Consider the following 26,797-nt stretch of genomic DNA (forward strand, 5'->3'; position numbering starts at 1 on the left):
GCACATTTTCATTCAGGTCCGGCAGGCTGCTCAAGATAATGCCGGGCTGCTAGCAGGAAAGATAGACCATGACTGATCAGAACAAGAGCGCCGAGAAACCATGGGGTGGCCGGTTCAGCGAACCGACCGATGCATTTGTGGAACGGTTCACAGCGTCGGTCGGATTTGATCAGCGCCTGTATCACCACGACATTACAGGGTCTATCGCCCACGCCACCATGCTGGCAGAGGTCGGGGTGCTGACCGCTGACGAGAAAGACCAGATCATCGCTGGTCTCGACGAGGTACGGGCTGAGATAGAAAGCGGTGCCTTTGAGTGGTCCGTCAGTCTGGAAGATGTGCACATGAACATCGAGGCAAGCCTCACCAGGCGCATCGGTATAACAGGCAAAAAACTGCATACAGGTCGCAGCCGTAACGACCAGGTGGCCACCGATATCCGGCTCTACCTGCGGGACGAGATCGACGTGATTGCCGAAGAGCTGACTCGCCTGCAGGCCGGCCTGCTGGACCTGGCCGAGCGCGAAGCCGAAACCATCATGCCCGGTTTCACCCATCTGCAGACGGCACAGCCGGTCACTTTTGGCCACCACCTGCTGGCCTGGTACGAGATGCTGGTCCGGGACGCCGAGCGTTTGCGGGATTGCCGCAAGCGGGTCAATGTCATGCCATTGGGCGCCGCCGCGCTGGCTGGCACCACCTACCCCATTGACCGGGCCATGACCGCAAGGCTACTGGGCTTTGATCGCGCCAGCGAGAACTCCCTGGACTCGGTCAGTGACCGGGACTTTGCTATCGAATTCTGTGGCTTTGCGGCACTTCTGATGACCCACCTGTCCCGCTTCAGTGAGGAACTGGTGCTCTGGACCTCCGCCCAGTTCGATTTCGTTGATCTGCCGGATCGGTTCTGTACCGGCTCGTCAATCATGCCCCAGAAAAAGAACCCGGACGTGCCGGAGTTGGTGCGGGGCAAGACCGGGCGGGTCAACGGGCATCTGATCAGTCTGCTGACCCTGATGAAGGGCCAGCCCCTGGCCTATAACAAGGACAATCAGGAAGACAAGGAACCCCTGTTCGACACCGTCGATACGGTGAAGGGCTGCCTGAAGGCCTACGCCGACATGGTGCCCGCTATCCGTGCCCGTGCCGACAACATGCGCACCGCGGCCAAGAAGGGTTTCTCAACCGCCACCGACCTGGCGGATTACCTGGTCAAACAGGGGGTGGCCTTCCGGGATGCCCACGAAATTGTTGGCAAGGCCGTGGCGTTCGGGGTTGCGCAGAAACGTGATCTCTCTGACATGACGTTGGCGGAACTGCAGCAGTTCTCCGATGTCATCGGCGACGATGTATTCGATGTCCTGACCCTCGAAGGCTCGGTGCAGGCCAGGGATCATCTGGGCGGCACCGCGCCAAAGCAGGTGCGGGCAGCGATTGCCCGGGCCCGGGCCGGACTGGGCGACTAGTCTGGCCGGCCGCCGATACGGCCGGTATCCAGCTCCACTGCCACCGGCGTCAACTCCGCCAGCGGCCGGGGCCGGGACAGCCGGAAGCCCTGGCCGTAGTGGATGCCAAGACCACGAACCTTGCGCATGGCCTCGTCGTTCTCGATAAAAGTAGCGATGGTGAGCTTGCCGGCGGCCTCCGCAATCCGGTGCAGTGCTTCCACCATCACCTGCTGCACCGGATCATCGTGAAGGTGCGACATCATGCCCTGGTCCAGCTTGATGATATCGACGGGCAGGCGCGCCGCCAGACTGTAGCTTTCCACCGAAGCACCGGCGCCATCCAGCGCTATCCGGCAGCCGATTTTGTGCAGGGCATCGCACAGCACGGCGACTTCGTCCGGGTACTGGGTGGCGCTCGATTCCCGCACTTCAAAACAGAAGCACGAGGGTGCAAAGGGTGAGTCCTGCAACAGGGTTTCCACGAATTCCGGAAAACTGTCATCCATAACGCTGGCCAGCGACAGGTTAAAGCCGCAATATTTCAGCCTTGGCTCCATCAGGCTGTGTTCTCCCAGCCAGGCAAGTGTCTTGCGAATGACCGCGCGGTCGACGTCCCGGGTCAGGTCGAAACGTTCGGCAATGGGCATGAAGTCGGCGGGGTGTAGAAGGGTTCCGTCGTCATCGGGCTGCAACCGCGCAAGGATCTCGATGTGATCGCCCCAGGTAACGCTGGCGACGGGCCGCAGGCTCTGGAATTGGAGACTGAGCCGGTCGTTGTCGAGGCATTCCTGCAGTACCTCCAGCCGCTCCCGTGCCACGCTTTCCTGCATCTCCTGGGCCACTGCATCGGCAGCATGGACCCGCCCGCGCCCGGCGATCTTGGCGGTATGGCACAAATCGCCAGCCTGGTAGAGCAGGCGTTCCGGGTCACCCGGCGTGGTCCCGGCCAGTCGCAACAATCCGGCGCTGGCGGAGGTCTGCAAGGTCTTGCCCTGCCATTCGAACGCAAATCCCGAGACAAACTCGAGCAGGCCCTCTGCGACCTTCAGAGCCTCATGCCGATTGCAGTTCTCGATCAGCACCGCAAAGGTATCGCCGGAAAGCCGGGCCAGGGAATCGCGCTGACGAATTTTAACGGTGAGTTCGCCGGCCAGCGCCCGCAGATAGCGATCGCTTGCGCCGCTGCCGGCCTGTTCCCGGAACACAGCGAAATGATCCAGGTTAAGGTAGAGCAGAGCATGGTTGCCCGGCGTTGTCCGGGTATTGCGATGCAGCCTTTCCAGCCGGACCATGAATTCACGACGGTTCAGCAGCCCGGTCACCGGGTCGTGACGGTTCATGTAGTAGCGGTTGCCGGAGTTTTTCACGCGACTGGTAATGTCCCGGGCAACATGGACGGCACCCGTCACTTCACCATAGTCATTCAGCAGACGTTGGTAGTGAATCTCGTAAACCGGCAGTTCGCGCTCCTGTTGGGCGAGGGGCATCTCTACCACATAGCTGTCCCGCTCAAAGGCCCGCTGCCACAAGCGCGCAACAAGACGGCGCTCATTGGGGAAATCGGCCAGCAACTGATTGAGGTTGGCGCCCTCGGTAACGTTCAGATCAAAGGTCACCCTGGCCTGGCGACGGAAGGCTTCGTTGAAGCAGATCAGGTTGAGATCCCGGTCAACGGCTACCACCAGGTCTTCCGTCGCCGCCATCAGCCCTTGCATCAGGTGAACAGCCTGGCGTCGGGATTGCTCAAGCTGCTGATTGGCGGTCTGGTCGATCAATACGCCCCCGAGCCCGACTACCTGCAGGCCGTTCCTGAGGGCCTTGCCGTGGAGCTCCACCTGGCGCAGGCGTTGACGGGAGGTGAGTAGTTCCAGCCGTATGCTGAACGGCTGGCCGGTGCGTGCACAACGCCGGAAAAGCGCTCTTAACCGGTTCTGGCCCCGCTGGCAGTAGAACAGTGCCTGTTCAGGGGTGATCTCGATGCCCGGTTTGAGCTCCAGCACCTGGTAGAGCCCTTCGGTCCAGGTCATGCGGTTGTCCTGGATGTCCAGCTCCCAGAAGCCGAGCTCTCCTGCATCTTCAGCCAGCCGGGTCAGGCGGGGGTCCAGAGCGGTTGAGTCCCTGAGGGCAATGAAGGCACTGGCTGCCTGATCCGCATCCCGGATTGCCAGTCGCAAGCTGAGATGGGCGGTAAAGAAAAAGCCCTCCCGGTGTTTCAGGGTCAGCAGCACGGCCTTGCCCTGCTCGAACTGGTGGCGGTGACTCGGGCTGAGGGGGTCATCCTGTCGATCAGCAATGATACAGGCGAGGGGGCGGCCAGACAGATCTGCCGAGCTGTAGCCGAGAACCGCCTCGGCCTGACTGTCGGCATAGATAATGCGTCCACCATCGTCTACCCGAACCAGGGTTCGACGGGTATCAGCCTGGCCGGTGTCGGCCCGGTAACGGCGTATGAAGAATTCTCTCAAGGGAATCGAGCCTGCTATTATTTTTTTGCACGGTTTGCCACGTTGCCCTCATCATACTGATAATTGTTTGTCAGGGAACCTCTCCTCAGGAACCTTCTCAGTGGAGCCATTGTGACAGTCCAGGCCCGTCCCGTTACTGCCCCGATCACCCTTGATTTTGACGAGGGTATTGACCGCAAGACCCTGCGTCGCTTGCGGGACCGGTTCTGGCAGGTCAACGAGGCCCGCTGGCAGCGGGCACGGTCAGCGCTGGCCTACCGTCAACAGATGGTGCTGGAGATCCTGCCGCTGATGTTTCACGTTAACCATCCGGCTCTGCCGGGCTACCTCCACCATGACTGTCCGTTCGGCGTTGCGCACTATCAGCCGTCGGCGGACGCCCTCAGCGCTGCCCAGCGCCTGGCCCGTTCGTTCGCCATGAAAGTCATCGGCAAACGACGTCCGGACATCGAGGCCCTGTTCCTCATGGGTAGTCCGGGATCTCTCGGTCATTCGGTCGCCAGCGACCTGGACGTGTGGCTTTGCCACCGACCGGAGCTTGATGAGGCGGGGGTTGAGCGTCTGGAATGCAAAGCTGAAAAGATATCGGGTTGGGCCGCGGGCCTGGGGCTGGAACTTCATGTCTTTGTTTTTTCCGCGCAGGACTGGCGGGCAGGGCGACAGCGGGTGGAGGTTAACGGCGAGAACTGCGGCAGTGCCCAGCATTACCTTCTGCTCGATGAATTCTACCGTACCGGCATCCACCTGGGTGGCTGCTTCCCACTCTGGTGGCTGGTGCCGCCGGGTGATGAAGCCCAGTACGATGTCCGGGCAAAGCAGCTGATTGACCATCGGTTCATACGGAGCAGTGACTACATAGATTTCGGTGCGGTGCCCGAGATTCCAGTTGAGGAGTTTCTCGGCGCCGGCGTCTGGCAGCTTTATAAGGGCATAGACGCGCCCTGGAAGTCTCTGCTCAAGTTGCTGCTCATTGAGTGTTACGCCCGGGATGACGACAGCGGCCCGTTGTCGCTGGCCTTCAAATCGGCCGTATTTGCCGGCCAGACCGATCCGGACCTGCTCGACCCCTACGTGCTGCTTTACCAGCGCCTGGAGCGCTGGCTGATCGCTGCCGGCACGCCGGAGCGACTGGATCTGGTCCGTCGCAGTCTCTACTTCAAGGCCGGACTGCCCCTGAGCCGTGCAGAGGTCACGGGGGAGCAATGGCGGGGGCAGTTGTTACACAGGTTGGTAGAAAACTGGGGCTGGGACAGTGCAAAGCTTCAGAAGCTGGACAATCGCCAGCGGTGGCGGGCAGAGGAGGTCATGGTCGTCCGGCGCGCGGTGGTGGCAGAATTTACCCACAGCTACCGGTTGTTGTCTCGCCTGGCCCGCAGTCATGGTTCAGCGGCGGCCATCAGCCCCGCCGACATGAGCCTGCTTGGCCGCAAGCTGTACGCGGCCTTTCAGCGTAAAGCCGGCAAAATCGAGCTGATTAATCCGAACATTGCGCCCAGTCTGGCTGAGGAGAATCTGTCGTTCTACCACCAGTCGACCCAGGGTTTAAGCGAACAGGGTGAGGGCTGGCTTCTGTTCCGGGACCTTGAAACCCCGTCGGACGCCTTCTGGCAGCCTGTGATCCGGCGGTCCGGCAACGTGACGGACATGCTGGTGTGGTGTTTCTGCAACGGCCTGCTGACCCGTTCAACCCGGCTGAACGTGCGTGCTGGCCCCAGCGTGCTGAGTATTGCCGAGCTGCGGGAAATGATGGATGTGCTCGGCCAAACCCTGCCGGCGCCTCTGGGCGCAGCGGGCCGGGAGGCACTCATGGCGCCAGCACGACCCCTAAAAACCCTGCTGTTCATCAACGTTGGCGTTGATCCACAGGCCCGACTCACCGAGCTGGGGCTGCACAAGCTCAGTGCCCGTCACGATTCCCTGGGTTTCAGCGGTGCCCGTGACAATCTGGTTCATACCATCGATCAGGCAACTCTGAACAGCTGGCACGAGGTCAGCCTGCAGCACTATGCAGCGGGGGATACACTGATCCAGTGCCTGAAGAATTACCTGGCGGCCATAGCGGCCTCGCCCGCCTGTGCGCCAGCTCTTGCGGTCTATAGTTTTGGCAGTCACGGCGGCGCCATCGCCCGACGCGTAAAGGAGCTTTTCCGTGATGTGGAGGAGCGTTTCTTCAGCGGTGCCGGAAGCCCTCGTCCGCTACGTTATGTCATTGAAATGGATCGCCGCATCTTTATTGTTCACTTTCAGGACCGGGAGCCCGGCTTTATCGCTTTGGATAGCCGCAGCGCTCTGGATGACTACCTGGCGACGCCCCAGACTTACTATGCGCCAATCGTCTTCGATCGATACGCACTGCTGGACGACGCCGTTCTCAGAGTGGTTTGCCATGCCAGTGAGGCGGGTTCGGTACAGGTCTTCTATCAGATCCAGGGCCAGCGCGTACGGCTGTGGGTCGTGGATGAGCTGGGGTCGGTGCTGAGCTGGCAGCAGGCGTATGCCGGTCGCCGGCATCTGCTGGCACCGTTGCTTCGGTTTTTTGAAAACCTTCTGGAGCGCCGCCAGTTGCGCCAGAGCGCGGGGGCCAGCACCAGCTCAGGCCAACCGTTCGCTGAGTTTGTCTGTTATGAAATGGTCACCAAAGCAGGGGAATGGCAGGCCCAGCGCCGTCTTGTCCGGGGCGAGGAGTCACCGCTGGGCGGTCTCGAAGTGCAGGCGGTGGGCGCCCGGCACGGCGGCAGTCAGCTAAGGTTTGATATCTACTGTGGTGACCAGGAATTTACGGCGATGGAGTACGGTGACCAGCTGATTGACGCCGTGGCACATTATATATGCTCCCGCCGACGCAGCGGTGAGCCCTATCCCATCTACCTGACGGACCTGCATCTTCCCCATGATCTTGACCCCCGCGGATATCAGCAGGACCTTCAGACGACCCAGTACCTGTACTACCGCAACCAGTTGGAAAACGCGCTGAACACTGCGGTATCCCGGACTCCCTAGGGTAGCCGGAGTCAGGTATACTGCCGGCAAACGAATCGGGAAGGCCGTGTATGCAAAAAACCGGACTCATGCTTGTGCTGGCGGGTGCCATGGTCGCGCTGCTGGGCTGCGGCCAGAAAGGGCCGCTTTATCTGGAGCCGCGGGCGTCCGGGCCTGAGCCACAGGCCAGCGAGGATGCGCCCACGGCCGGAGCACCCAAGGAGCTGGACCGTACCTTGCCTGAAACGCCAGAGCCACCGGCTGCCGGAGAGGCGACTGAGTCTTCTGTCGAGGCTGATGATGAGATCCCGGAACGGGTAGACTGAAAGCACGGCGGCACGCCACAGAAACAGGAAAACGGATGGACTACTTTAACTACCGCGACGGCCAGCTTTTCGCCGAAGATGTACCTGTGGCTGATATCGCCGCCCAGTTCGGCACGCCTGCCTATGTCTATTCCAGGGCAACCCTGGAACGTCACTACCGGGCCTATGACGAGGCTCTGTCAGGCCGGCCCCATCTGGTCTGCTATGCGGTCAAGGCCAACAGCAATCTCGCGGTTCTCAACGTATTGGCCCGCCTTGGGGCCGGCTTCGATATCGTGTCAGCCGGTGAACTCGAACGCGTTCTCAGGGCTGGCGGCGACCCGGCCCGGGTGGTGTTTTCGGGGGTTGGCAAGCAGCCCTGGGAAATGCGCAGGGCACTTGCGGTCGGCGTGCGGTGTTTCAACGTTGAGTCGGACACCGAGCTTGACCGACTCAACGAAGTGGCCGGCGATATGGGTGTCAGGGCCCGCATTTCATTGCGAGTCAATCCGGACGTCGATGCCGGTACCCACCCGTATATTTCAACCGGTCTCAAGGAAAACAAGTTCGGCATCGATATCAACGAAGCGCCGGCAGTCTATGCTCGCGCTGCCGGCCTGCCAAATCTGGAGATTATCGGCGTGGATTGCCACATAGGCTCCCAACTGACTTCTGTCTCGCCTTTTCTGGATGCCCTGGAGCGGGTACTGGCGTTGATTGACCAGCTGGCATCTGAAGGCATTACCATTCGCCATCTTGATATGGGGGGTGGCCTGGGGGTGACTTACGATCAGGAAACCCCGCCCCAGCCCTCAGATTACGTAGCAAAGCTGGCAGAGCGCCTGGGCGACCGGGACATTGAGCTGATCCTGGAGCCGGGGCGCTCCATTGCAGCCAATGCTGGTATCCTTCTGACCCGGGTAGAGTTTCTCAAGTGTACCGAACACCGCAATTTTGCTGTCATTGATGCGGCCATGAACGACCTGATCCGACCTGCCCTCTACAGCGCTTGGCAAGCGATTATTCCAGCAATGCCCCGCCAGGATGTAGCGGCAAAAGCCTGGGACCTGGTTGGCCCGGTTTGCGAGACCGGCGACTTCCTGGGCAAGGACCGCAAGCTCAGCCTGGCCCCGGGGGACCTGCTGGCGGTGCGCTCTGCCGGTGCTTACGGATTCGTTATGAGTTCAAACTACAATACCCGGAACCGGCCCTGTGAGCTGATGGTCGATGGCAGCCAGGTGCATGTGGTGCGTCAGCGCGAAACTCTAGAGGACCAACTGCGGCTGGAATCCTGCCTGCCTGCTGAACCGGCTTCACCATGAGTGATTCGCGCCGCTCCCAGGGACCCACGCTGACGTTCACCAAGATGCACGGCCTGGGCAACGATTTCATGGTGATCGATGCGATCAGCCAGCCTTTTCGCCTGCGTCCCGAGATGATCCGGCAGCTGGCGGACCGTCACTTTGGCGTCGGCTTTGACCAGCTTCTTGTGGTCGAGCCCCCGGGACGTCCGGATGTGGACTTCCGTTATCGCATCTTCAATGCCGACGGCAGTGAAGTCGAACAGTGCGGCAACGGCGCCCGCTGCTTCGCCCGTTTTGTGCGGGATCAGCGCCTGACCAACAAGAAAGTGATCCGGGTCCAGACTGCCGGTGGTGTGCTCGAGCTCAGGGTCGGCAAAGACGGTCAGGTTACCGTCAACATGGGTGTACCGGAACTCGACCCAGCTGCTATCCCGTTCATTGCTGATTCACGGAATATTACCTACTCGCTGGACGTAGCCGGCGTGCAGGTTGAGCTCAGCGCCATTTCCATGGGCAACCCCCACGGCGTTCTGCTGGTTGATGACGTAGACACCGCGCCGGTTGCCGAACTGGGCCCCATCCTCGAACGTCATCCGCGGTTCCCTGCCCGTGCGAATATCGGCTTTCTTCAGGTGCTGGACCGGGAGCACGCCCGACTGAGGGTTTTTGAGCGTGGCTCTGGCGAAACCCTGGCCTGCGGTTCCGGCGCCTGTGCTGCTGTTGTGGCAGGTCAGCTAAGAGGCCTGTTGGAGCCCAAAGTGGTGATTGCACTGTCCGGTGGTCATCTGGTGATCGAATGGCAGGGTGAGGGTACCCCTGTTATGATGGAAGGCCCGACAGCCCGGATATTTGAAGGTCAGCTTCGTCTTCCGCCGGACCCGTCACTCAGGCGCGCGCCGGGGCGAACCCAGCGCGCCGGAGCGAACCCGGAGCGAACCTAGTTCCGCTGGCTCACGCTGAAGCCGGGTGATGCGCATAATCAGGTTGCCGGTGGTGACCGAAGGAGAACGTCATGAAAGATCAAGCGGCCCGAAAGAAGGCCGGGGAACTGACCCAGGAGCAGGTGGCGGATTATCTGCGTGCCAATCCTGATTTTTTCGTTGACCAGGACGAGCTTCTGCGGAGCCTTACCCTGCCTCACGATAGTGGTCGCGCCATTTCCCTGGTTGAGAGGCAGGTGCATCTGTACCGGGAACAACGCGACACCCTGCGCCATGAGTTGGTTGAACTTGTCTCCATTGCTCGCCATAACGACGGCCTGTTCCAGAAGAGCAAGCGTCTGCTGATGCAGGTCATTGAAGCTGGCAGCCTGAACGAAATGGCAGCGGCCGTGGATGACAGCATCCGCGGAGACTTTGGTCTGGATGCCGCCTCGGTAATTCTGTTCACTGACCGTCCCCTGCCTGCCAGTCCTGAAGGCGCCCTGCATGTGGTTTCTCCTGCAGAGGCGCGGCAGCGACTTGGCAGTCTGCTTGAGGGCGAGCGGGCCGTCTGTGGCCAGTTTCGGGAAAGCGAGCGGAGGTTCCTCTTCCCTGACCGGGACGAACCCGTGGCATCGGTGGCATTGGTGCCCCTGCGCCATAATGAGCTTATCGGCGTTTTTGCCGTGGGCAGCAATGAGCCTGGCTACTTCGACCAGAGCATGGGCGCTCTTTTCCTGACCTATATCAGCGACACCTTGAGCCGGCTTTTGCCCCCCATGCTTCACCGCCACTCGGCGCTTGAGCCTGTGCCAGACGTTTTGGCTGAGTCCCGCTAGCAGTGACTGATCCCGTGGTGATAAAAACCAGCGCGGGGCAGCCAACGGCGGCACTTCCTGCGGAGTTTGACTCCGCCCTTGAGAGATTCATTGAACACCTGGCCTCCGAGCGCCGTCAGGCCAGGGAAACCTGTCGCCACTATCAGCGGGACGTTGCCCGCCTCGGGCATTACCTGGCCCGCAACGGCCATAACGACTGGAGCCGCCTGATCAGCAGTGATCTGCGGCGGTATGTTGCTGAATTGAGCCGGGCCGGTTTGGGGGGGCGAAGTATTGCCCGGCACCTGTCTGCCATCCGGCGTTTTTATGATTATCTGGTGAGGGAGCGTCAGGTCCGGGATAATCCCGCCCTGGATGTGCGTGCGCCCAAGGCGAAAAGACGTCTCCCCGGTGTAGCGGACGTTGACCAGATGCAGCATCTGCTCGATGCCAGCGCCGATGACCCCTTGGAAGTCCGTGACCGTGCCATGTTCGAACTGCTTTATTCGTCCGGTTTGCGGCTGTCCGAGTTGGTGGGGCTGAATCTGAGCTCGGTTGACCAGCAGGCGGGAGAGGTTCGGGTGTTGGGTAAAGGCAGCAAGGAGCGAGTGGTGCCGGTGGGGCGCAAGGCCCTGATGGCGCTGCAGGACTGGCTGGGTGTGCGTCAGAGCCTTGGCCCCCGGGACGAGTTTGCGTTGTTTCTCAGCCGCCGTGGCGACCGTCTCAGTCCCCGCAGTGTCCAGCTCAGGTTGAGCCGCTGGGGCGTGATCAAGGGAGCTGATCAGCGACTTTACCCGCACCTGCTAAGACACTCGTTTGCCAGCCACCTGCTGGAGTCCAGCGGCGACCTGAGAGCGGTGCAGGAATTGCTCGGGCATGCCGATATAGCCACCACCCAGATCTACACTCACCTGGACTTCCAGCACCTGGCAAAAGTATACGACCAGAGCCATCCCAGGGCGCGGCGTCGCTCACCCGGCAACACCAGCCGGATTGCGGATGAGTAACCAGCCGGCTTGGCCGGCAAAGGACCTGATTAGCCGGGTCCACGCGATATGCAGCAACCGCGGCAGGCCTGCCTGGCGCTATCTTCAGCAGTAGTAGGAGAAGTCCGCATGGCATCGGAAGAGTCCTGGAAGCAGCAATATCTTCAGGAGCTTGAATCCGCCAAGGCCCGTGAAGAGAGCTGGAAGGCAGAACGTCATACCCTTGAGCGTCTGCTGGTTCGCACCAGCTTCGCATCCGAAGGTCAGGATCGGGCTCTTGATGAGCTGCTGTCCCGGTTGCGGGACCAGCTCCGGACAGGCACCGCAGGCGCTGGCCAGATTAAGAGCCTGCAGGATGCTCTGGACCGTCGCATAGCCGAGCTGGACGGCCTCAAGGGGCAGGCTGACCAACAGCTTAAAACCAGCCTCGATCGTCTGATATCGGTGGTGCTCCAGCACAGCCTTTTTGTACCCCAGAAATCGGCCTTGCGGGCCTTGGCCAAGTCCCTGGCAAGTCCTGATACTCGGCGCGAAGGCCTGCCGTCCTGGCTGGACCAACTGGCCGAGCTTGAAGCACTGGCCCTGTCCCAGAATCCGGCACAGCAAAAGCCCCAGGGAGCCTTTGGACGCCTGTTCGGCCGTGACAAGACTCCTGATGCCCAGACGCTCCAGGAAAGCGGGTTATCACCAGAGTATGTACTTTCGCCAGAAGCTCCGGACGACTCTGGCGTCGTCGATCACAGGGCGAATCTTGCCAGAAAGGTCTCGGAACTGCTGGAGCAGATGCTGACTCAGGTCACTCTGGATTCCGCTGCCCGGGCCCGGGCTGAGGGTATCAGGACATTGCTGGAGCAGAGAACTGACTGGGATGGGCTGCGCGACGCCCTGAATGAAGTCTCGGAACTGGTGGTCTCAGCGGTGAGCCGGGAGCAGCGGGAGTTTGAGGCCTTCCTCAAGCGGCTCGACGAGCGTCTGCTGGCGCTTCAGTCGCATTTGCATGAACAGGCTGAAGTCAGCGCCAGCCGGCAGAGCGCCTCTGAGTCTCTGGAGCTTGATCTGAACCGCGACCTGCAGGCCCTGAGCCAGAACCTTGACCAGGCGCAGGATGTAACTGAGCTAAAACACTCCGTCAATGCTCACCTGGAGTCCATCGGCCGAACACTCAAGCAGTTCCGTGAATCAGAAAGCCAGCGCGAGCAGAGTGCCCATCAGCAAATGGAAGTGATGCGGGAAAAGCTTGCAGCCATGGAGGCTCAGTCCGAGCATACCCATGAGCAGTTAAAGCGTGAGCGTGCCCGTGCCCTGACCGATGTTCTGACCCAGTTGCCCAACCGGGAGGCCTGGCAGGAAAGGTTACGATTCGAGCATGTGCGATGGCAACGCTACGGCCATCCGGTAGTGCTGTGTGTGCTGGACATCGATCTCTTCAAGAGGGTCAATGACAGCTTCGGCCATAAGGCGGGGGACCGGGTTATCCAACTGATAGCCAAGGCCCTGCGAGACCGGCTTCGCACCACGGATTTTGTGGCCCGTTATGGCGGCGAGGAATTTGTGGCGCTGCTTCCGGAAACTGAGGTGACCGCCGCAGGCCACGTGATGGATGCCCTGCGGGCCCACGTCAGTTCGCTGCCTTTCCATTTTCAGGGCCAGCCGGTTGCTATCACCTTCTCGGCTGGGCTGGCCCCCTTCCGTGAGGGCCTGGATATGGATGCGGTCTTCGATCAGGCGGATCGGGCGCTCTACCGTGCAAAAGAGGCCGGACGCAACCGCATCGAAGTGGCAGGCTAGAGCCTCAATTGGGCGTCCAGTTCGTCAATGACCTCAGCCCAGTCAGCGTTCTCTTCCAGGCCTTCCTGAAGAAAGTGAGCCTGGCTTTCGTTCCAGAAGGGTGCATCGTAAATATGCGTCTCCGCGGGTATCGGGCTGTGGTCGCTGATAAACTTTTTTATTGATGCTTCGTCTGAGGGCAAGCCCAGCTGCTCAAAGAGCCGGGGGAAGGTATGTTCGCTGGTGTCCATAGGTCTGCATCTCCATTTAATATTGCATCGGGTATTTGTGTTCATGTGTTCCTACTGCCACTTTAACGAAACCGGACCTGTTGTCCAATGAGACCGTGGACCTGGCCTTCTGTTCTGGCGCTGCTGTTGAGCCTTTCCTGTGTCGCCTGGGTGCGGGCTGATCCGCCGCTGGAGTCGCCACACCCGGTGCTGGATACCGCCGAGCTTGAGTGGCTGGCCGACAAAGCCAGCTTACTGATCGGTGTCCAGGCAGGCCAGATCCCCCTGGCTTTCGTCACCGGGGACGGGAACCTGGCTGGTACTTACGTGGACTACCTGGAGCGGGTTGGCGAAAAACTCGGGGTTGCAGTTGAGCTTGTGCCCGCCAGCGGTGCCGAAGCCGGCGTTATGCTGGACACTGGACAGCTGGACGCTATTCTCACAACCCACGAACCGGGCAGTCCGCCGCCTGCTGGCATGCGGATAACCTCACCCCTTATGAGTCTGACCTACGGCCTGTTCGTGGACGCCGGTGATGCCAGCATCCGTTCCCTGGCGGATCTGGAAGGCCGCCGCGTGGCACTGGTAGCGGAGGATGGCAACCAGTTCCGTATGCTGGAGCCTGTCGACACCTTCACCCCGGTTCCGGTGATGAATGTGAGCGAAGCGGTGGGTGCGGTGCTTGCGGGCAAGGCCGATGGGTTTGTCGCGCCCGTGCCGGTGGTGGCTGACTACCTGCAGGCCGCGCTCATTAATGGTATCGGTCTTGCGTGGCTGCTGAGCGGGCAGACCACAAGCGTGGTTCTGGCAGTGCCGGAAGACAGGGGGCGCCTGTTCGAAGTGCTTGCCAGGGCGGCAGAGGCGTTCAGCCATAATGAGCACCGCGCCATCCGTGAAGCCTGGGTCCCGTTTTCGGTGCCCCGGGCGGGGTCCGAAACCAGCACACGGCTGACCGAGGCAGAGCTACAATGGCTCAAGCGCAACCCCAATCTGCGGGTCATGTTCCGTTCTGACTGGCCACCGTTCGAGTTCGTCCAGGATGGTGAGATCAAGGGGCTGGTGCCCGACCTGGTGGCCCGTCTGGAAGCCAATCTCGGGGTCAACTTCAGTGAGGCCAGCTCGGACACCTGGGCTGCTGCCGAGCAGGATCTGGCGGAAGGCAGGGTTGATATTCTACCGGCGCTGCCGCGAACCCCGCGCCGGGAAGACAAATTCCTGTTCAGCCGACCTTATCTGACCTTGCCCATTGCCCTGGCCATCCGAGATGACGGCCGCTTTATTGGAGAATTGCGGGAGCTTCGGGATGAGCGCGTGGGGGTGGTCCGACAGCAGGCCAGCCATGATTACCTGCTGATCAACCATCCGGACCTGAACATCTACCCTGTCGCATCAATAGAAGAAGGCTTGCTGGCACTGTCCAATGGCGATCTGGAAGTCATGGTGACCCATATTCCCGGGGTGAGCTACACGGTGGCTCGACTGGGTCTTTCCAACCTTAGAATTACCAGTATTACGCCTTACCAGTACGAACTCAGGCTGGCGGTGCGTAAGGACAGGCCGGAGTTGCTGCGGATTATCAACAAGGCGATGGCCAATCTTGAGGCCGGTGATACCGATAACATCTACAACCGCTGGATTCATCTGGATATCGAACAGGAAAGGGACTATACCGCCGTCAAACGGGTCGTGCTGGTGGCCATCGTCGTTGTCCTGATCTTCCTGTACTGGAACCGCAAACTTTCACGGGAAGTGGATGAGCGCATTCGGTCGGTCAATGCGTTACGCCGCAGTGAGGATGATCTGCGGGCCGCCAAGATGGAAGCCGAAAGGCTCGCTCGGGAGGCAGAAAGCGCGAACCGGGCGAAAAGCGAATTTCTTGCCAATATGTCCCATGAAATCCGCACCCCGATGAATGCCGTGATCGGATACAGCGACCTGCTCAGCAGCCGTGTCACGGATCCTCAGCACAGGGAGTATCTTGATGCTATCCGGGCGGGCAGTCGCAGCCTGCTGATGCTGATCAATGACATCCTCGACCTGTCCCGGATCGAAGCGGGCAAGATGCGCCTTGAATTTGCCCCCCTGGCGATTCAGCGGCTGCTGGATGACGTGCGCCATATTTTCGATCTCAGGGCCAGGGAGCAGGGCATCGCCTTGCGAGTGACTGTCGACGACTCGGTGCCGGTGGCTATGGTGCTGGATGAGTCACGACTCCGGCAGGTGCTGTTCAACCTGGTGGGCAACGCCATCAAGTTTACCGAGGAGGGCGAGGTTCGGGTAGAGGCCCGCGCCCGGGCCCAGCCCCGGCAGCCCGGTCAGGCCGAACGCTACGAGCTGGTGATTATTGTCAGTGACACCGGTATCGGCATTGCTGAAGATCAGCACCAGCGCATATTCGACGCTTTTGAACAGCAGGAAGGCCAGAGCAATCGCAAGTACGGCGGCACTGGACTGGGGCTGGCCATCAGCCGCAAGCTGGCGCGAATGATGGGGGGCGATTTATCGGTGCGGAGTGAGCCCGGTAAAGGCTCGGTATTTACCCTGCGACTGCCCGATGTGGAGATCAGTACCGCTGGGCGATCGCCGGAAAAGCTGCCGGAACCCCATGAGCGCCCGCTCAGCGAAAGCCTGGATCGCCAGGAGCGAAGCTGGCTTCGCCAACAGCTGGCCGATGATTTTGGTGACGAGTGGCGCACGGTCCGGGAAAGCGGAGATCCGGAGCAGATGCGGGACTTTGCCGAACGGGTGCTGGCCTGGGGCCGGCGCCATAGAGCCGAGCGGGTCATCCATTACGGTGGCCAGCTGCTCGAAGAAGTCGAGACGTTCAACCTGGATGCGGTCAATGCCTCTCTGGAGGCTTTCCCTTCGCTGTTTATTGATCAGGTGGGCAGTGAAGACTGAGGGTTGGCGTTAAAGGCAGTCGTACTGCGATGCGCGGTCGAACGCCACCGAAACCATATCATAGCCACTGTCAGACAGCGTGCGGATCAGCTCCCGGTCCCGGATCAGGGTCATGCAGATCTTGTGCACGCTGGCCTGCAGCTGTTCATTGGCGGGCGGCGACGTGAAGCGGAAATCCACGATGAGGTACTTTCTGTCTACCGGTGCTGAGACCGGAATATCTTCTCTTTCTATGCTGTCGTAGCCGATGTAGGTCGGCTGGTTCTTGGTGAACAGGCCATTCATCAGCAGGTCGAGGTCTTCTGCATGAGCCGGGGCAGTCGCTACTAAGGAAGTGGCGAGCAGGAACCAGGCAGAAGAGCGAAAGGGAACACCCATGTAGTCTTCTCGCGTAACAGTCTGTTAATTTCCGTTACTAACTATTATCGCAGAGTCCCCGGGTCAGTGCGCTAGGACGAACCAATATTTTTCAATGTTTTGCAGCAGATCAAACTTTTCCGGTTTATCCGCTTATGGTTTTTCCCCGTCGGCGGAATCATCTATGATTAAGCCAATGGCATTCGATGCCGTGGTCATTGCGGGAGAACGTTCATGTATCAGCTTGTGTTCAAGGGCGAAAGCACGCCGGGGACTGAACTCGCCGAGGCTCGCGCCAATGCGCGCACGCTGTTCAAGGCCAGTCTTGACCAGATCGAGCGCATGTTCAGCGGACAGCCGGTGGTTATCCGGAACAAGCTTGACGAAACCCAGGCAGAGAAGTATCGCCTTGTATTGCACAAACACGGCATGGTTGCCTATGTGGAGCCGATGGCTGGAGCTGGCACCCAAGCAGTGCCCCGACCGGCACCATCGTCTTACTCTTCTCCCGAACGGAATCAGCCGGACCCTGTCACTGAGCCCAGGCCTGAATCCCGGCCAGCACCCCGGCAGGTCAGCCCACCCTCGCTGGAGCCGGGGGATCGCCTGGCCTTGGCGGGTGGGAAAGCAGATGACATTCTGGCGGGCTCTGCCCTTTCCCTTGACCCCGTGGGCGTTACCCTGGCAGAGCATAAGGAGGTGCCGCCGCCCATGTTTCAGAATCTGGACAGCTGGTCACTGGCACCCCCGGGTAGTGATCTGGCGGAAAAGCGCGATCAACCGCCGCCAATAGTGCCGGATGTCTCGCATCTGTCGCTGATCGACGATGAGGACAGGACCTGACAGCGGGCGAGGCCTGTGGGTAGCCTGGCCAGACTATACGGGACCAAACAGTACCAGTCTGGTGTCGTCGCAAGGGCCACTCATGGGGGTCTGCAGTAACGCCTTGAATTCATCCCCCGGACTTGCTTCATCCGGCACGGCGTGGAACACCACCTTATCACCGGGGAAAAACTGCCAGGTTCCCCGGGGTGGCTCGGTTTTTACAGCCAGCAGAGTGGCAATCCCCCGGGTTTTGCTCCAGGCACAAACACCAGGCGGCTGTTCTTTTTCGGGAGCGGCCTTGGGCGGTTGGGGCTCAGGTTCGGGTTGGGTCTGCTTTGGAATAACGATGTGGGGTATGGGCTGCAGTACCGGCTCAGGCTCCGGATCGGGCTCGACCGACGGTTCAGGACGGCTGGCGCAGGCGGTGATCGCCAGGCTTATAGCCAGTGTTACTGAAACCCGGAAGGCTGGCATGGGGCGGGGCCTCAGGCGGTCGCTAGGGTGCTGCATGATGCTCCCGGGGCTGCTGTTCCAGGCTTGCCAATACCTGGCGGCACTGCTGGTCCGCGTAACGCCTGAGTATGCTAACCAGATGCTCTTCATCCCGGGCCCTTATGGCGTCAATGGACTCCCTCATGTGGGTGAGGTTGTCCTCGAGTACCTGGTGGCTGGCGTGCCGGAACGCGACAAAGGCACAGCGTTTGGCCGAGGGCCAGAGGTCGTCAATGGCCGACATGATGAAGTAGTTATCAGCATAGGCCAGGGAGGCCTGGGTGTATTCAATGCCCAGCTCGAGGAACACAAGCAGGTCCTGTTTTTCGTAGCAGATACTCATTCGCTCATACAGTGACTCGAGCTTTTCCATGTCCTTCTGCTGCCATTGCCGTGCCAATTTGCGACCGGTATGGCACAGGTAAAGCTCCAGTACCTCATAAAGGCTTTTGACAAAGAAATCGTCGAGTTCGGTGACAAACGCACCACGTCGAGGCACGTTCTTTACCAGATGCCGTTTTTCCAGTAACAGAAGGCCTTCCCGTATCGAGCCGTGACTGACGTCCAGCTGCTTGGCCATGGCGCTCTCATAGATACGCTGCCCGGACGCCAGCTGGCCGAAAGCAATCAGGTTTTCAATATGGCGGGCGACCTGTTCGGTCAGGGTCTCTCTGGGCTTAAACGTCGTCATGGGCCGTTCCGGTCGCTACTACTGCTAAAAAGTTTGCTAATCCTCTCACATTCCGGGGCAGCGGAAAACGGCCATAAACTACCCGCGTGCCGATACCGGGGCACTCAGAGCAGGGGTGCCAGCAGGCGGGTAGCGCGGCAGCTTAGCCTGAACAGCACGGAACGGTCACGGTAGTCCCATTCGGTCATTTTGCGACAGGACTTGAGGTCTTCCTCAAGCATGTTGTCGACCTGGCTTATGAATTCGGATCCGGTGGACAGGGCGGTTATTTCGAAGTTCAGTCGCATGGACCGGTTATCAAGGTTGGCGGTACCGATCGCAGCATAGCGGTGGTCGACCAGGACCATCTTCTGATGCATGAAACCGGGCTGGTATTGATAGATGCCGATGCCTGCCTTACTGGCCTGAACAAGATAGGAGTAGGCTGCCAACCGGATGAGGGGGTGGTCCGATTTCTCAGGGATGATGATACGTACGTCGACGCCCCTCAGGGCTGCCAGTTGCAGGGCATTGATAACCTGCACGTCCGGCACGAAGTAAGGTGACGTTATCCAGATGCGCTGACGGGCGTTGTTGATACAGTTGAGGAAAAACAGGGCGCAGGTTTCAAAGGCATCCGCCGGGCCCGAGGGCAAAATGAGCATTTCCTGGTTGCCGGGAGCCTTCCCTGCTGTATGCCAGTTCAGCACGGGCAATGGACTGCTCGCCCAGTTCCAGTCCTCCAGCCAGGCCAGCTGTAAAGCCAGCACCGCCGGACCCTGGATGCGACAGTGGGTGTCCCGCCACGACCCCTGGTCGATGGCCGTACCGAGGTACTCGTCACCCAGGTTGATACCGCCGACAAAACCCACCCGACCATCACAGACCAGTAGCTTGCGGTGGTTGCGGAAGTTCATCTGGAACCGCCGACGGCGGACATTGCCATCGCCGAACGAGGCTATCCTGGCCCCGGCCTGGCGCAGTTCCGTGAGGTAGCGTTTGGGCAGGGAGACACTGCCAATATCGTCATACAGGAAGTAGACCTGGACACCTTCCGCCAGTTTGCGCTTGAGGATTTTCTTGATGCGCTGACCCACGCGGTCCGAGCGGACGATGTAGAACTCCATGAGGATATATTCCCGGGCGTCTTCCATAGCGTCGAACAGGGCTTCAAATATGACGGCCCCGTCCTTGAGCAGGTCGCACTGATTACCGGACGTAAACGGCTGTTTCGCCAAATGACTAAGCACCTGCAGTTCATCGCTGAAGTGCTCATGTCCCGGGCGGGGCTGGGTGGGAGTCCGGCGCTCAAGCTGCGTTAGAAGGTGGTTAAGGGAGCGGTCTCCCAGGCGACGGGCACGAACATAACCGGAGAATCGGTTGCGGCCGAAAAGCACGAACAGCGGCAGCGCCAGAAACGGGAAACCGAGCAGGCCAATGATCCAGGCGAGGGCGCCCTGGGCGGTACGATAACTGAGCAATACCCGGTAGACACACACCAGCGCCAGCCCGTAGACCACGACCAGCACTGGCGCGAGCACAGATATATCAGCCATTCAACATCCCCCGGCATACGTTTCCGAGGCAAACAATAGCATTTGGCGACCAAAAAAGGGCCGGGGGCTCTAATCTGCCGGCTCAGTTTCGGCGAAGGGCGTCAATATCCTTCAGAGGCTGGATCCGAAGCTGAAGTTTTTCGCTGCGTTTGAGGATGCCTTCCATGCGGCCCAGTTGAGCCCTAGTGTGGTCCGACTTCATCGACCGGTTGGCTGTGAAGTCAAACTCAAGCCCATACAGTGGCTGGCCATCAGCAGTTTCACGGATATTACGGACCACCGCTGCGGCTTTCTCCAGGCTTAGCGCTCCGGCTTCCATGATCAGTTCGACCTTCAGTTCGACGGCATCACCCATGTTCAGTGAGTCGCTGCTGTCGAGCACAACGGAAACACCGTTACGGGTGAAATCCCGACCTTCAGCGGGGCGGAAACGGCTGAAGAGCCCCTTGCGCAAGCGCCATTCAAGATTGAGTTCTGCAGCAGGCAGTCGCCGGAGCTTACGACGCTCCTGAGGCTTTTTTTCAGACATAGAAGGCGGAGATCCTTGATTTTATACGTGGTGGCCAGGAAAGTACTTGGTTCGTTTCGATGTTAATGTACCCTGACCGGGTCGTGGGTTGCATGACTTACAGTGAAATATGTGCACTGCATCAGAGGAAAACTATCGTGTCGTCGAGCTCCAGGGTTTTTGATATTGATGCCGGCCTGCTTGATGACGAGCTTCTGTCAGGCCAGTTACGTTTGCTGGTGGGCCTGGTAGGCGGGGGGCGGCCCCGAAATGCCCAGACTCCGGCTCCAAGGGGCTGGCAGGGTCATGAAGATGCCCTGGCCTTGCGCCTGAACCAGGTTCTGGAAGAAGTGATATTACGCGGTGGAGCGACTCCGGGCCGGGTATCGGTGACCGAGGAGTCGGTGATCTGGCCTGTGCCCGATCCCGCGGATCTGAAGGATCAGCTGGATAAAGTCCGTGAGCGCGCTCAGGGTGGCCTGACCGGCAGGATACGCATGCCCCGCAACGACCACGAACTCTGGGCCACATATAAGTACAGTGTGCTGGCCCGTAACTATCGGGCTTATCAGAGCTTTGGCCAGCGCGTCGCCGCCCGGTCGATAGCAGTGGATGAACTCTGGTTGAGCATGGTGAGCGCCAGTCGGGTGGCGCCCCTGCCTGGCGGCATGCGCAATGCCCTTCAGCACATGTGGGGCTATGTTTCCGGCTTTTCCACCATGAGCCCGCAAACCGAAGACCTGGTAGGTCTGGCGGGAGAAATACAACGCCTGGCTGTGGCACACGAGGTATCGTATCTGCTGAACTCGACTGCGTTGGGTGAACTGAGAGCCTGGCTATAAACGGAGGAAGGTCTGTATGAGCGTCAAACTGAACCACCGGATCACCGGCGAAGGTCCGCCACTGATCCTTCTGCACGGATTGTTCGGTTCCCTGGAGAATCTGGGAAGCATCGCCCAGCGGCTGCAGGACCAGTGGCAGATTCATGCCCTGGACCAGCGTAACCATGGACGGTCTCCCCATTCAGACACCATGGACTACGAGGCCATGGCCGGTGACGTGATTGCCTACATGGATAAACAGGGCTTGGATAAAGCCGCGTTTCTCGGGCATTCCATGGGCGGCAAGACCGCGATGCAGGTGGCCCTGGCGTTTCCGGAGCGGGTGAGTCATCTGATTGTGGCCGATATTGCACCGGTCAGCTATAAGCCGCGACACGACGCTATCCTGGAAGGGCTGATGTCCGTTGACCTGTCCCAGGTAAAGAACCGGCAGCAGGCAGACGAGGCCCTGCAGAACTACGTGGAGATGCCGGCAGTGCGGCAGTTCCTGTTAAAAAACCTGGATCGGATAACCGATGAAGAGAGGGAGCAGGAAGGCGAAAAGAACGAGTCCGTTTTCCGGTGGCGCCTCAATCTCCCTGTGATCAATGACGCCTATGCCCGGCTTGCGGAAGCTCCATCTGCCGAGGGCCCGTTTGAGGGGCCCACCCTTTTCATCAAGGGTGCCGACTCTGCCTACATACAGGATAAGCACCGGGACGAGGTTGCCCGCCTGTTTCCCTCGGCGACCCTACGGATCATCGAGGGCACGGGCCACTGGCTGCACGCGGAAAAACCGGATACGTTCGCCACCCTCTGCCGGCGGTTCCTTGAGGGTGAAGAGCAGGCCTGAGTTCCGTGGCCGGACCTGTTGCCGGCCAGACAATTAAAATCCTAACTGGAAACATGGACGGTTAAGCCCGATGAAATGGCTGGTCAGCGCTTTATTGATTCTCGCCCTTGCGGCTGCAGCTTTCGCTATGCTGCCATCTCCGGTAGACAGCGTAGCCTGGACGCCACCGGAAGCCCCCGCGATGACGGGCCCCCTGGCGGCGAATCAGCTGCTTCAGAAGGCTGACCTGCTGGCCAGGGGCGAGGTTTACGGACCTGAAGACACGGCGGTCGATGCCCAGGGCCGGCTTTACGCAGGTACCCAGGATGGCAAGGTCGTCCGCCTGTGGCCGGATAGCAGGTTGGAGACCTGGGTGGAGACGGGCGGGCGCCCGCTGGGGATGGTATTCGATGAAGCCGGACGTCTCATCGTTGCAGACTCGTACAAGGGTCTGCTGGCCATCAGTCCAGATGCCAGGGTTGAGGTGTTGGCAACAAGTGCCGGCGGGGTCGATTTCGGGTTCACCGACGATGTGGCTATTGCGCCTGATGGCCGGATCTATTTCAGCGATGCCAGCTCGCGCTTTCACCAGCCAGACTACCTGCTTGACCTCTTCGAGACCCGGCCCCATGGCAGGCTTTTGCGGCACGACCCCGTCACCGGCGAAACCGAGGTTCTCCTTGATGATCTTTACTTTGCTAACGGCGTGGCAGTAGCTCCGCAAGGCGACTATGTTCTGGTCAATGAAACCTGGAAATACCGCATTACCCGATACTGGATCGAAGGCGAACGGAAAGGTGAAGCTGAGGTTTTCATCGAGAACCTGCCGGGCTTCCCCGATAACCTGGCAGTAGACGAGGAAGGCCGTTACTGGGTTGCTCTCCCCACCCTGCGCAACCCGCAGATCGATGCAGCTCACCCGAAACCCTGGCTGAAGGAAATGATCGCAAAACTGCCTGACTTCCTGCAGCCACCGATCGAGGAGTATGGCCTGGTCATTGCCCTGAATCCAAATGGAGAGATCGTGACCAGTCTGCATGACCCCTCGGGCCAGCATTTGCAGGAAATCACATCGGTGAACCCCCACAAGGGCGTCTTATACTTTGGTTCACTTCACAACGACAGAATCGGACGTCTACCGTTTGAACGGATCCCGGGAATTGGAGACTGAACCTATGAGCACGGACGAATTATTCCCCGAACTTGAATGGGACCTTCCAGAGCCGTTCACCATGCCCATTGAGGTGAAGGACGAAGATACCGACCGGCTGGGCCACGCCAACAATGTGGTTTACGTTCGCTGGCTCGAGGAGATCAGCTGGGCCCATATCGAAACCCTGGGGATGACCTGGGAGCTCCATCTGGCCACCGGCAAGGCCATGGCTATAACCCGCACCGAGATTGATTACCTTGCCGCTGCCAACGCTGGTGACCGGCTGGTGCTGGCAACCTGGCTGACCGGTTTCGACGGCCGTCTGCGTTCGTCCCGCCAGTTCCAATTGCAGCGACCAGAAGACGGTAAGACTCTGGTCCGTGCGGTTTCCACCCATGCCTGCGTCAGCCTTGATACACAGCGACCCACCCGGGCGCCCAGGGAGTATGCAGATATTCTGGGAGGGGCCTCAGTAAAGGGCGGTATCCCCATGCTCTAGCTTCGACCCGGAGCAGGGTTTATCTGCTAGTCTCAATGAACACATGCCAGTGATCGGAGAAAACATGGACAACAGCATGCGCCACATCGTTTATGACCAGTTCGGAGATGCCAGCGTGCTGCGCCTGGAAACCTCTCCACGGCCCCGGCCAGAAGCTGGTGAGATCCTCATAAGGGTAGCCGGTGCCGGCGTGAACCCCATCGACTGGAAAACCCGAAAGGGATTGGGTTTTGCCGCGCGCCAGATTGAAGACCACCTGCCGTGGACTCCGGGCTACGATGTGTCCGGCAAGGTTGTCGCCGTCGGAGAAGGAGTGGAGACCCTGGCGGAAGGTGACCGGGTAATGGGTATGATCGGCTTTCCCAGGCTGGGCGGCGCCTACGCTGAATACGCAGTCGCTCGGGCGGACGAGTTGGCCATAGTGCCGGCAGAGCTGGATCTGGTCACCGCGGCAGGTTTACCGCTGGCCGCACTGACGGCATGGCAGGCTCTGTTCGAGGTAGCCCAGGTGGCGCCGGGTCAGAAAGTACTGATTCATGCCGGGGCCGGTGGCGTCGGGCACTTCGCGGTGCAGTTCGCGCTGGTGCGTGGTGCCCACGTGATCGCGACTGCCTCGTCCGCCAACCGGGATTTCCTGGCCGGCCTGGGGGTTCATGAAGTCATCGATTATCACATTACTGATGTGGTCGATGAATGTTACGGCCTGGATGCGGTGATCGATCTGATAGGCGGTGAAACCGGCCTACGTTCCCTTCATACCCTGGCTGAAGGCGGCGTTTTGGTCACCATTCCCACTGCTACTGCCGACGAGATCATTACCGCGGCAGAGAAGCTGGGCCTGAAGGCCCATGGCATGACGGTGCGTCCTGATGTTTTCCACCTTGAGGAAATCGCCGAACTGATTGAGGACGGCGACGTCCAGGTACACGTGGAGCATCGGTTTACACTGGCCGAAGCCAGCGAAGCTCACGAATTGCTGGAACAGGGGCATGTACGGGGCAAGCTTATCCTCAATTGCACCAGCGACGAATCGCTCTGATGCCCAAAGCCTCCAGCAGTTGCATGGCTTAAGGTCTCTACCGGCCAGGTTATTAGACGGTTGCAACCTCGGAATTTGTGCCAGGTCCTTCTAACGCTTTCTCCTGTCTTTCTTTGGGCGGTTGAGGCGGTACCAGGCTGACCAGTCCCCATCCCTTGTCGAGTTTGGCCTGGGGTTCGCTCTTGACTGCATGGATGCGACCGCGTGGGTCAAGCGTAAACAGGGGCAAGGCGTCGTTGCCATAGCGTTGCTGGAAGTCCTCATAGCTGAAGGCCTCACTGAGCTGCGTGGTTTTGACGGTATAGCCCTTGCTGATCATGCTCGCGAGCTTGGCATAGCTGATGTTGCCGAACAGCCCCCGGGTCTGCTGGATTTTTTCCGCCGTTTGATGTCTTGCCTTCTGATCCTGGTCGCCCTCGGACAGGCTGAATACCCGGCCATCCCCGAGCAGGTCCAGAAAGTGATAGGTGGCCAGGGAGTTCAGCTGCTTGTAGGGTGAGATCACCAGCAGGTTGCCGATGCCTGTCAGGTCCAGGTGGGTGGCGGCGTGTTCCGAAACCGGATTGCCAAAATACACCTGCAGGTTGTCCATACGCGCCAGCCGCACGTTCTCCCAGTTGGTATCAATCAGCACCACCGGCACGTCCAGCTTCTTCAGGGCCAGACCGATCTGGCGGGCGACCTGGTTGGCCCCCAGAATGACAAAACCATAGTCCGCCGGCTCGGCCACCTTCAGGAGGCGTGCGATGGGCCTGGCGGTCAGGCTCTGCAGGGTCACGGTGGTTATGATAACCATGAACACCAGCGGCACCAGGGCGTCAGCACCCTCGTAACCGACTCTCTCAAGCTGGAACGCAAACAGGGCTGAGACCGCCGCCGCGACAATGCCTCGGGGGGCTACCCAACTGAGAAACAGTTTGTCGCGCCAGTCCAGGCTGGTGCCAATGGCTGACAGAAAAATGCTGAGCGGCCGGGCGACCACGATCAGAGCGGCGAGCACCACCACCAGTCCCCACCCCAGCTGTGCAATGGCTGCAAACTCAACCCGGGCTGCAAGAATGATAAACAGGGCGGAAATCAGCAGCACGCTCAGGGATTCCTTGAACTCCAGAATGCTTTCGGTGGGTACCTGCTTCATATTGGCCATCCAGATGCCCATAACCGTCACCGTGAGCAGACCGGATTCATGGGCCAGTTCGTTGGAAACCGCGTAGACGCCGAGCATGAAGGTCAGGGTGCCAGCATTGTGCAGGTACTGGGGAACAAGATGTTTGCGCAAGGCCATGCCGTTGAGCCAGCCTGCAGCGGCCCCCAGGGTCAGGCCGGTCAATATGGTGGTGGCGAAGATATAGAGCGAATGCCCGAACACGTTGCCCTGTCCCCAGGACACAATGCCCTCGAACACCAGTACCGCGAGCAGGGCCCCCACCGGGTCAATGATAATGCCTTCCCAGCGTAAGATGTTGGCCAGCCGGGCGGCGGGTCGCACTGACCTCAGCAGTGGCGCTATGACTGTCGGCCCGGTGACCACAGCGATGGCGCCGAACAGCAGGGCGATCTCCCAGGCCACCCCCAGTGCCCAGTGGGCGGCTAGGGTTCCAATGGTACAGGTGACGATGGAGCCGATCGGAATCAGGTTTCGAACCATGGTGCCGTGGCCCTTGATCTCCTGGAACCTCAGGGTCAGGCTGCCCTCGAAGAGAATGATTGCCACCGACAGCGAGATCAGCGGAAACAGCAGGTCGCCAAAAATGGCTTCAGGATCAAGCAGGCCGAACAGCGGCCCCGCCGCAATACCGCCGGCAAGCAGAAACAGGATGGCGGGAACCCGCAGGCGCCACGCAAGCCACTGACAGAAAAGCGAGATAAGACCGATGCTGGCTAGCAGCAGGACAGTACTGGCAGTCATGTTAAAGACAGAA

General features: G+C 59.9%; 23 protein-coding genes. 15 read left to right on the forward strand and 8 right to left on the reverse strand.

The window, feature by feature from the left end; all coding sequences use genetic code 11:
• Nucleotides 1–68 precede the first annotated feature (68 nt).
• Nucleotides 69–1,466: an argininosuccinate lyase gene (gene argH / locus G7W63_RS19515; RefSeq protein ID WP_166262267.1), complete on the forward strand. Its 1,398-nt coding sequence runs from the start codon at nucleotides 69–71 to the stop codon at nucleotides 1,464–1,466.
• Here argH and G7W63_RS19520 read toward each other — a convergent pair.
• The gene (locus G7W63_RS19520; protein WP_166262269.1) at nucleotides 1,463–3,913 is read right to left on the reverse strand and encodes an EAL domain-containing protein; all 2,451 of its coding nucleotides are present in this window, start codon (nucleotides 3,911–3,913) and stop codon (nucleotides 1,463–1,465) included. The two genes, argH and G7W63_RS19520, sit on opposite strands and share 4 nt — an antisense overlap.
• Before the next feature lie 111 nt (nucleotides 3,914–4,024).
• On the opposite strand from G7W63_RS19520, the gene G7W63_RS19525 reads away from it, so the two are divergent.
• The 7 genes from G7W63_RS19525 to G7W63_RS19555 all read left to right on the forward strand — a co-directional run bounded on the left by G7W63_RS19525 (nucleotide 4,025) and on the right by G7W63_RS19555 (nucleotide 13,013).
• Nucleotides 4,025–6,913: a class I adenylate cyclase gene (locus tag G7W63_RS19525; RefSeq protein WP_166262271.1), complete on the forward strand. Its 2,889-nt coding sequence runs from the start codon at nucleotides 4,025–4,027 to the stop codon at nucleotides 6,911–6,913.
• A 50-nt stretch (nucleotides 6,914–6,963) separates the two neighbouring features.
• A complete protein-coding gene (lptM, locus tag G7W63_RS19530; RefSeq protein WP_166262273.1) occupies nucleotides 6,964–7,218 on the forward strand; it encodes an LPS translocon maturation chaperone LptM in 255 nt (84 codons plus the stop codon).
• A 35-nt stretch (nucleotides 7,219–7,253) separates the two neighbouring features.
• A complete protein-coding gene (gene lysA / locus G7W63_RS19535) occupies nucleotides 7,254–8,519 on the forward strand; it encodes a diaminopimelate decarboxylase (protein ID WP_166262275.1) in 1,266 nt (421 codons plus the stop codon).
• Nucleotides 8,516–9,442 (forward strand): diaminopimelate epimerase, encoded by a 927-nt coding sequence (dapF, locus tag G7W63_RS19540; protein ID WP_166262277.1) that lies wholly within the window; start codon nucleotides 8,516–8,518, stop codon nucleotides 9,440–9,442. Before lysA ends, dapF begins: the two co-directional genes overlap by 4 nt.
• Nucleotides 9,443–9,513: 71 nt before the next feature.
• On the forward strand, nucleotides 9,514–10,260 hold the full coding sequence (locus G7W63_RS19545; protein WP_166262279.1) for a DUF484 family protein: 747 nt from the start codon (nucleotides 9,514–9,516) through the stop codon (nucleotides 10,258–10,260).
• A 20-nt stretch (nucleotides 10,261–10,280) separates the two neighbouring features.
• A complete protein-coding gene (gene xerC / locus G7W63_RS19550; RefSeq protein WP_166262427.1) occupies nucleotides 10,281–11,246 on the forward strand; it encodes a tyrosine recombinase XerC in 966 nt (321 codons plus the stop codon).
• Nucleotides 11,247–11,354: 108 nt separating this feature from the next.
• Nucleotides 11,355–13,013: a GGDEF domain-containing protein gene (locus G7W63_RS19555; RefSeq protein ID WP_166262281.1), complete on the forward strand. Its 1,659-nt coding sequence runs from the start codon at nucleotides 11,355–11,357 to the stop codon at nucleotides 13,011–13,013.
• On the opposite strand, the gene G7W63_RS19560 is transcribed toward G7W63_RS19555, so the two are convergent.
• Nucleotides 13,010–13,243 carry a DUF2789 domain-containing protein gene (locus tag G7W63_RS19560; protein ID WP_166262283.1) on the reverse strand — a complete coding sequence of 78 codons (234 nt, stop codon included), beginning with the start codon at nucleotides 13,241–13,243 and terminating at the stop codon, nucleotides 13,010–13,012. The genes G7W63_RS19555 and G7W63_RS19560 overlap by 4 nt on opposite strands.
• An 87-nt stretch (nucleotides 13,244–13,330) precedes the next feature.
• Between G7W63_RS19560 and G7W63_RS19565 the strand changes: the two genes are divergently transcribed.
• On the forward strand, nucleotides 13,331–16,123 hold the full coding sequence (locus G7W63_RS19565) for a transporter substrate-binding domain-containing protein (RefSeq protein ID WP_166262285.1): 2,793 nt from the start codon (nucleotides 13,331–13,333) through the stop codon (nucleotides 16,121–16,123).
• A 9-nt stretch (nucleotides 16,124–16,132) separates the two neighbouring features.
• On the opposite strand, the gene G7W63_RS19570 is transcribed toward G7W63_RS19565, so the two are convergent.
• Entirely contained in the window at nucleotides 16,133–16,501 is a 369-nt protein-coding gene (locus G7W63_RS19570; RefSeq protein ID WP_166262287.1) for a hypothetical protein, read from the reverse strand.
• Nucleotides 16,502–16,714: 213 nt separating this feature from the next.
• Between G7W63_RS19570 and G7W63_RS19575 the strand changes: the two genes are divergently transcribed.
• Nucleotides 16,715–17,323, forward strand: coding sequence for a hypothetical protein (locus G7W63_RS19575; RefSeq protein ID WP_166262289.1), 609 nt, complete (start codon nucleotides 16,715–16,717; stop codon nucleotides 17,321–17,323).
• Nucleotides 17,324–17,356: 33 nt separating this feature from the next.
• Here the strand turns inward: G7W63_RS19575 and G7W63_RS19580 are convergent, their stop codons facing one another.
• The 4 genes from G7W63_RS19580 to G7W63_RS19595 all read right to left on the reverse strand — a co-directional run bounded on the left by G7W63_RS19580 (nucleotide 17,357) and on the right by G7W63_RS19595 (nucleotide 20,552).
• The gene (locus G7W63_RS19580; RefSeq protein WP_166262291.1) at nucleotides 17,357–17,815 is read right to left on the reverse strand and encodes a hypothetical protein; all 459 of its coding nucleotides are present in this window, start codon (nucleotides 17,813–17,815) and stop codon (nucleotides 17,357–17,359) included.
• Nucleotides 17,802–18,488: a GntR family transcriptional regulator gene (locus tag G7W63_RS19585; protein WP_166262293.1), complete on the reverse strand. Its 687-nt coding sequence runs from the start codon at nucleotides 18,486–18,488 to the stop codon at nucleotides 17,802–17,804. Before G7W63_RS19585 ends, G7W63_RS19580 begins: the two co-directional genes overlap by 14 nt.
• A 104-nt stretch (nucleotides 18,489–18,592) precedes the next feature.
• Nucleotides 18,593–20,023, reverse strand: coding sequence for a cardiolipin synthase (gene cls, locus G7W63_RS19590; protein ID WP_166262295.1), 1,431 nt, complete (start codon nucleotides 20,021–20,023; stop codon nucleotides 18,593–18,595).
• A gap of 82 nt (nucleotides 20,024–20,105) precedes the next feature.
• A complete protein-coding gene (locus G7W63_RS19595) occupies nucleotides 20,106–20,552 on the reverse strand; it encodes a hypothetical protein (RefSeq protein ID WP_166262297.1) in 447 nt (148 codons plus the stop codon).
• A 137-nt stretch (nucleotides 20,553–20,689) separates the two neighbouring features.
• Between G7W63_RS19595 and G7W63_RS19600 the strand changes: the two genes are divergently transcribed.
• From G7W63_RS19600 to G7W63_RS19620, 5 genes are all read left to right on the forward strand, one after another.
• Nucleotides 20,690–21,373, forward strand: coding sequence for a YbgA family protein (locus tag G7W63_RS19600; protein WP_166262299.1), 684 nt, complete (start codon nucleotides 20,690–20,692; stop codon nucleotides 21,371–21,373).
• A 16-nt stretch (nucleotides 21,374–21,389) separates the two neighbouring features.
• Nucleotides 21,390–22,205: an alpha/beta fold hydrolase gene (locus tag G7W63_RS19605; RefSeq protein WP_166262301.1), complete on the forward strand. Its 816-nt coding sequence runs from the start codon at nucleotides 21,390–21,392 to the stop codon at nucleotides 22,203–22,205.
• Between the two features lie 70 nt (nucleotides 22,206–22,275).
• Nucleotides 22,276–23,355 carry an SMP-30/gluconolactonase/LRE family protein gene (locus tag G7W63_RS19610; protein WP_166262303.1) on the forward strand — a complete coding sequence of 360 codons (1,080 nt, stop codon included), beginning with the start codon at nucleotides 22,276–22,278 and terminating at the stop codon, nucleotides 23,353–23,355.
• 4 nt (nucleotides 23,356–23,359) lie between these two features.
• Nucleotides 23,360–23,836, forward strand: a complete 477-nt coding sequence (locus tag G7W63_RS19615; protein ID WP_166262305.1) for an acyl-CoA thioesterase — start codon at nucleotides 23,360–23,362, stop codon at nucleotides 23,834–23,836.
• A 64-nt stretch (nucleotides 23,837–23,900) separates the two neighbouring features.
• Nucleotides 23,901–24,875, forward strand: a complete 975-nt coding sequence (locus tag G7W63_RS19620) for an NADP-dependent oxidoreductase (protein ID WP_242634498.1) — start codon at nucleotides 23,901–23,903, stop codon at nucleotides 24,873–24,875.
• 52 nt (nucleotides 24,876–24,927) lie between these two features.
• Here G7W63_RS19620 and G7W63_RS19625 read toward each other — a convergent pair whose 3' ends face one another.
• On the reverse strand, nucleotides 24,928–26,784 hold the full coding sequence (locus G7W63_RS19625) for a cation:proton antiporter (protein ID WP_166262307.1): 1,857 nt from the start codon (nucleotides 26,782–26,784) through the stop codon (nucleotides 24,928–24,930).
• Nucleotides 26,785–26,797 lie beyond the last annotated feature (13 nt).

Origin of the sequence: Marinobacter salicampi (genome assembly GCF_011074795.1) — a bacterium.
Lineage (GTDB): Bacteria > Pseudomonadota > Gammaproteobacteria > Pseudomonadales > Oleiphilaceae > Marinobacter > Marinobacter salicampi.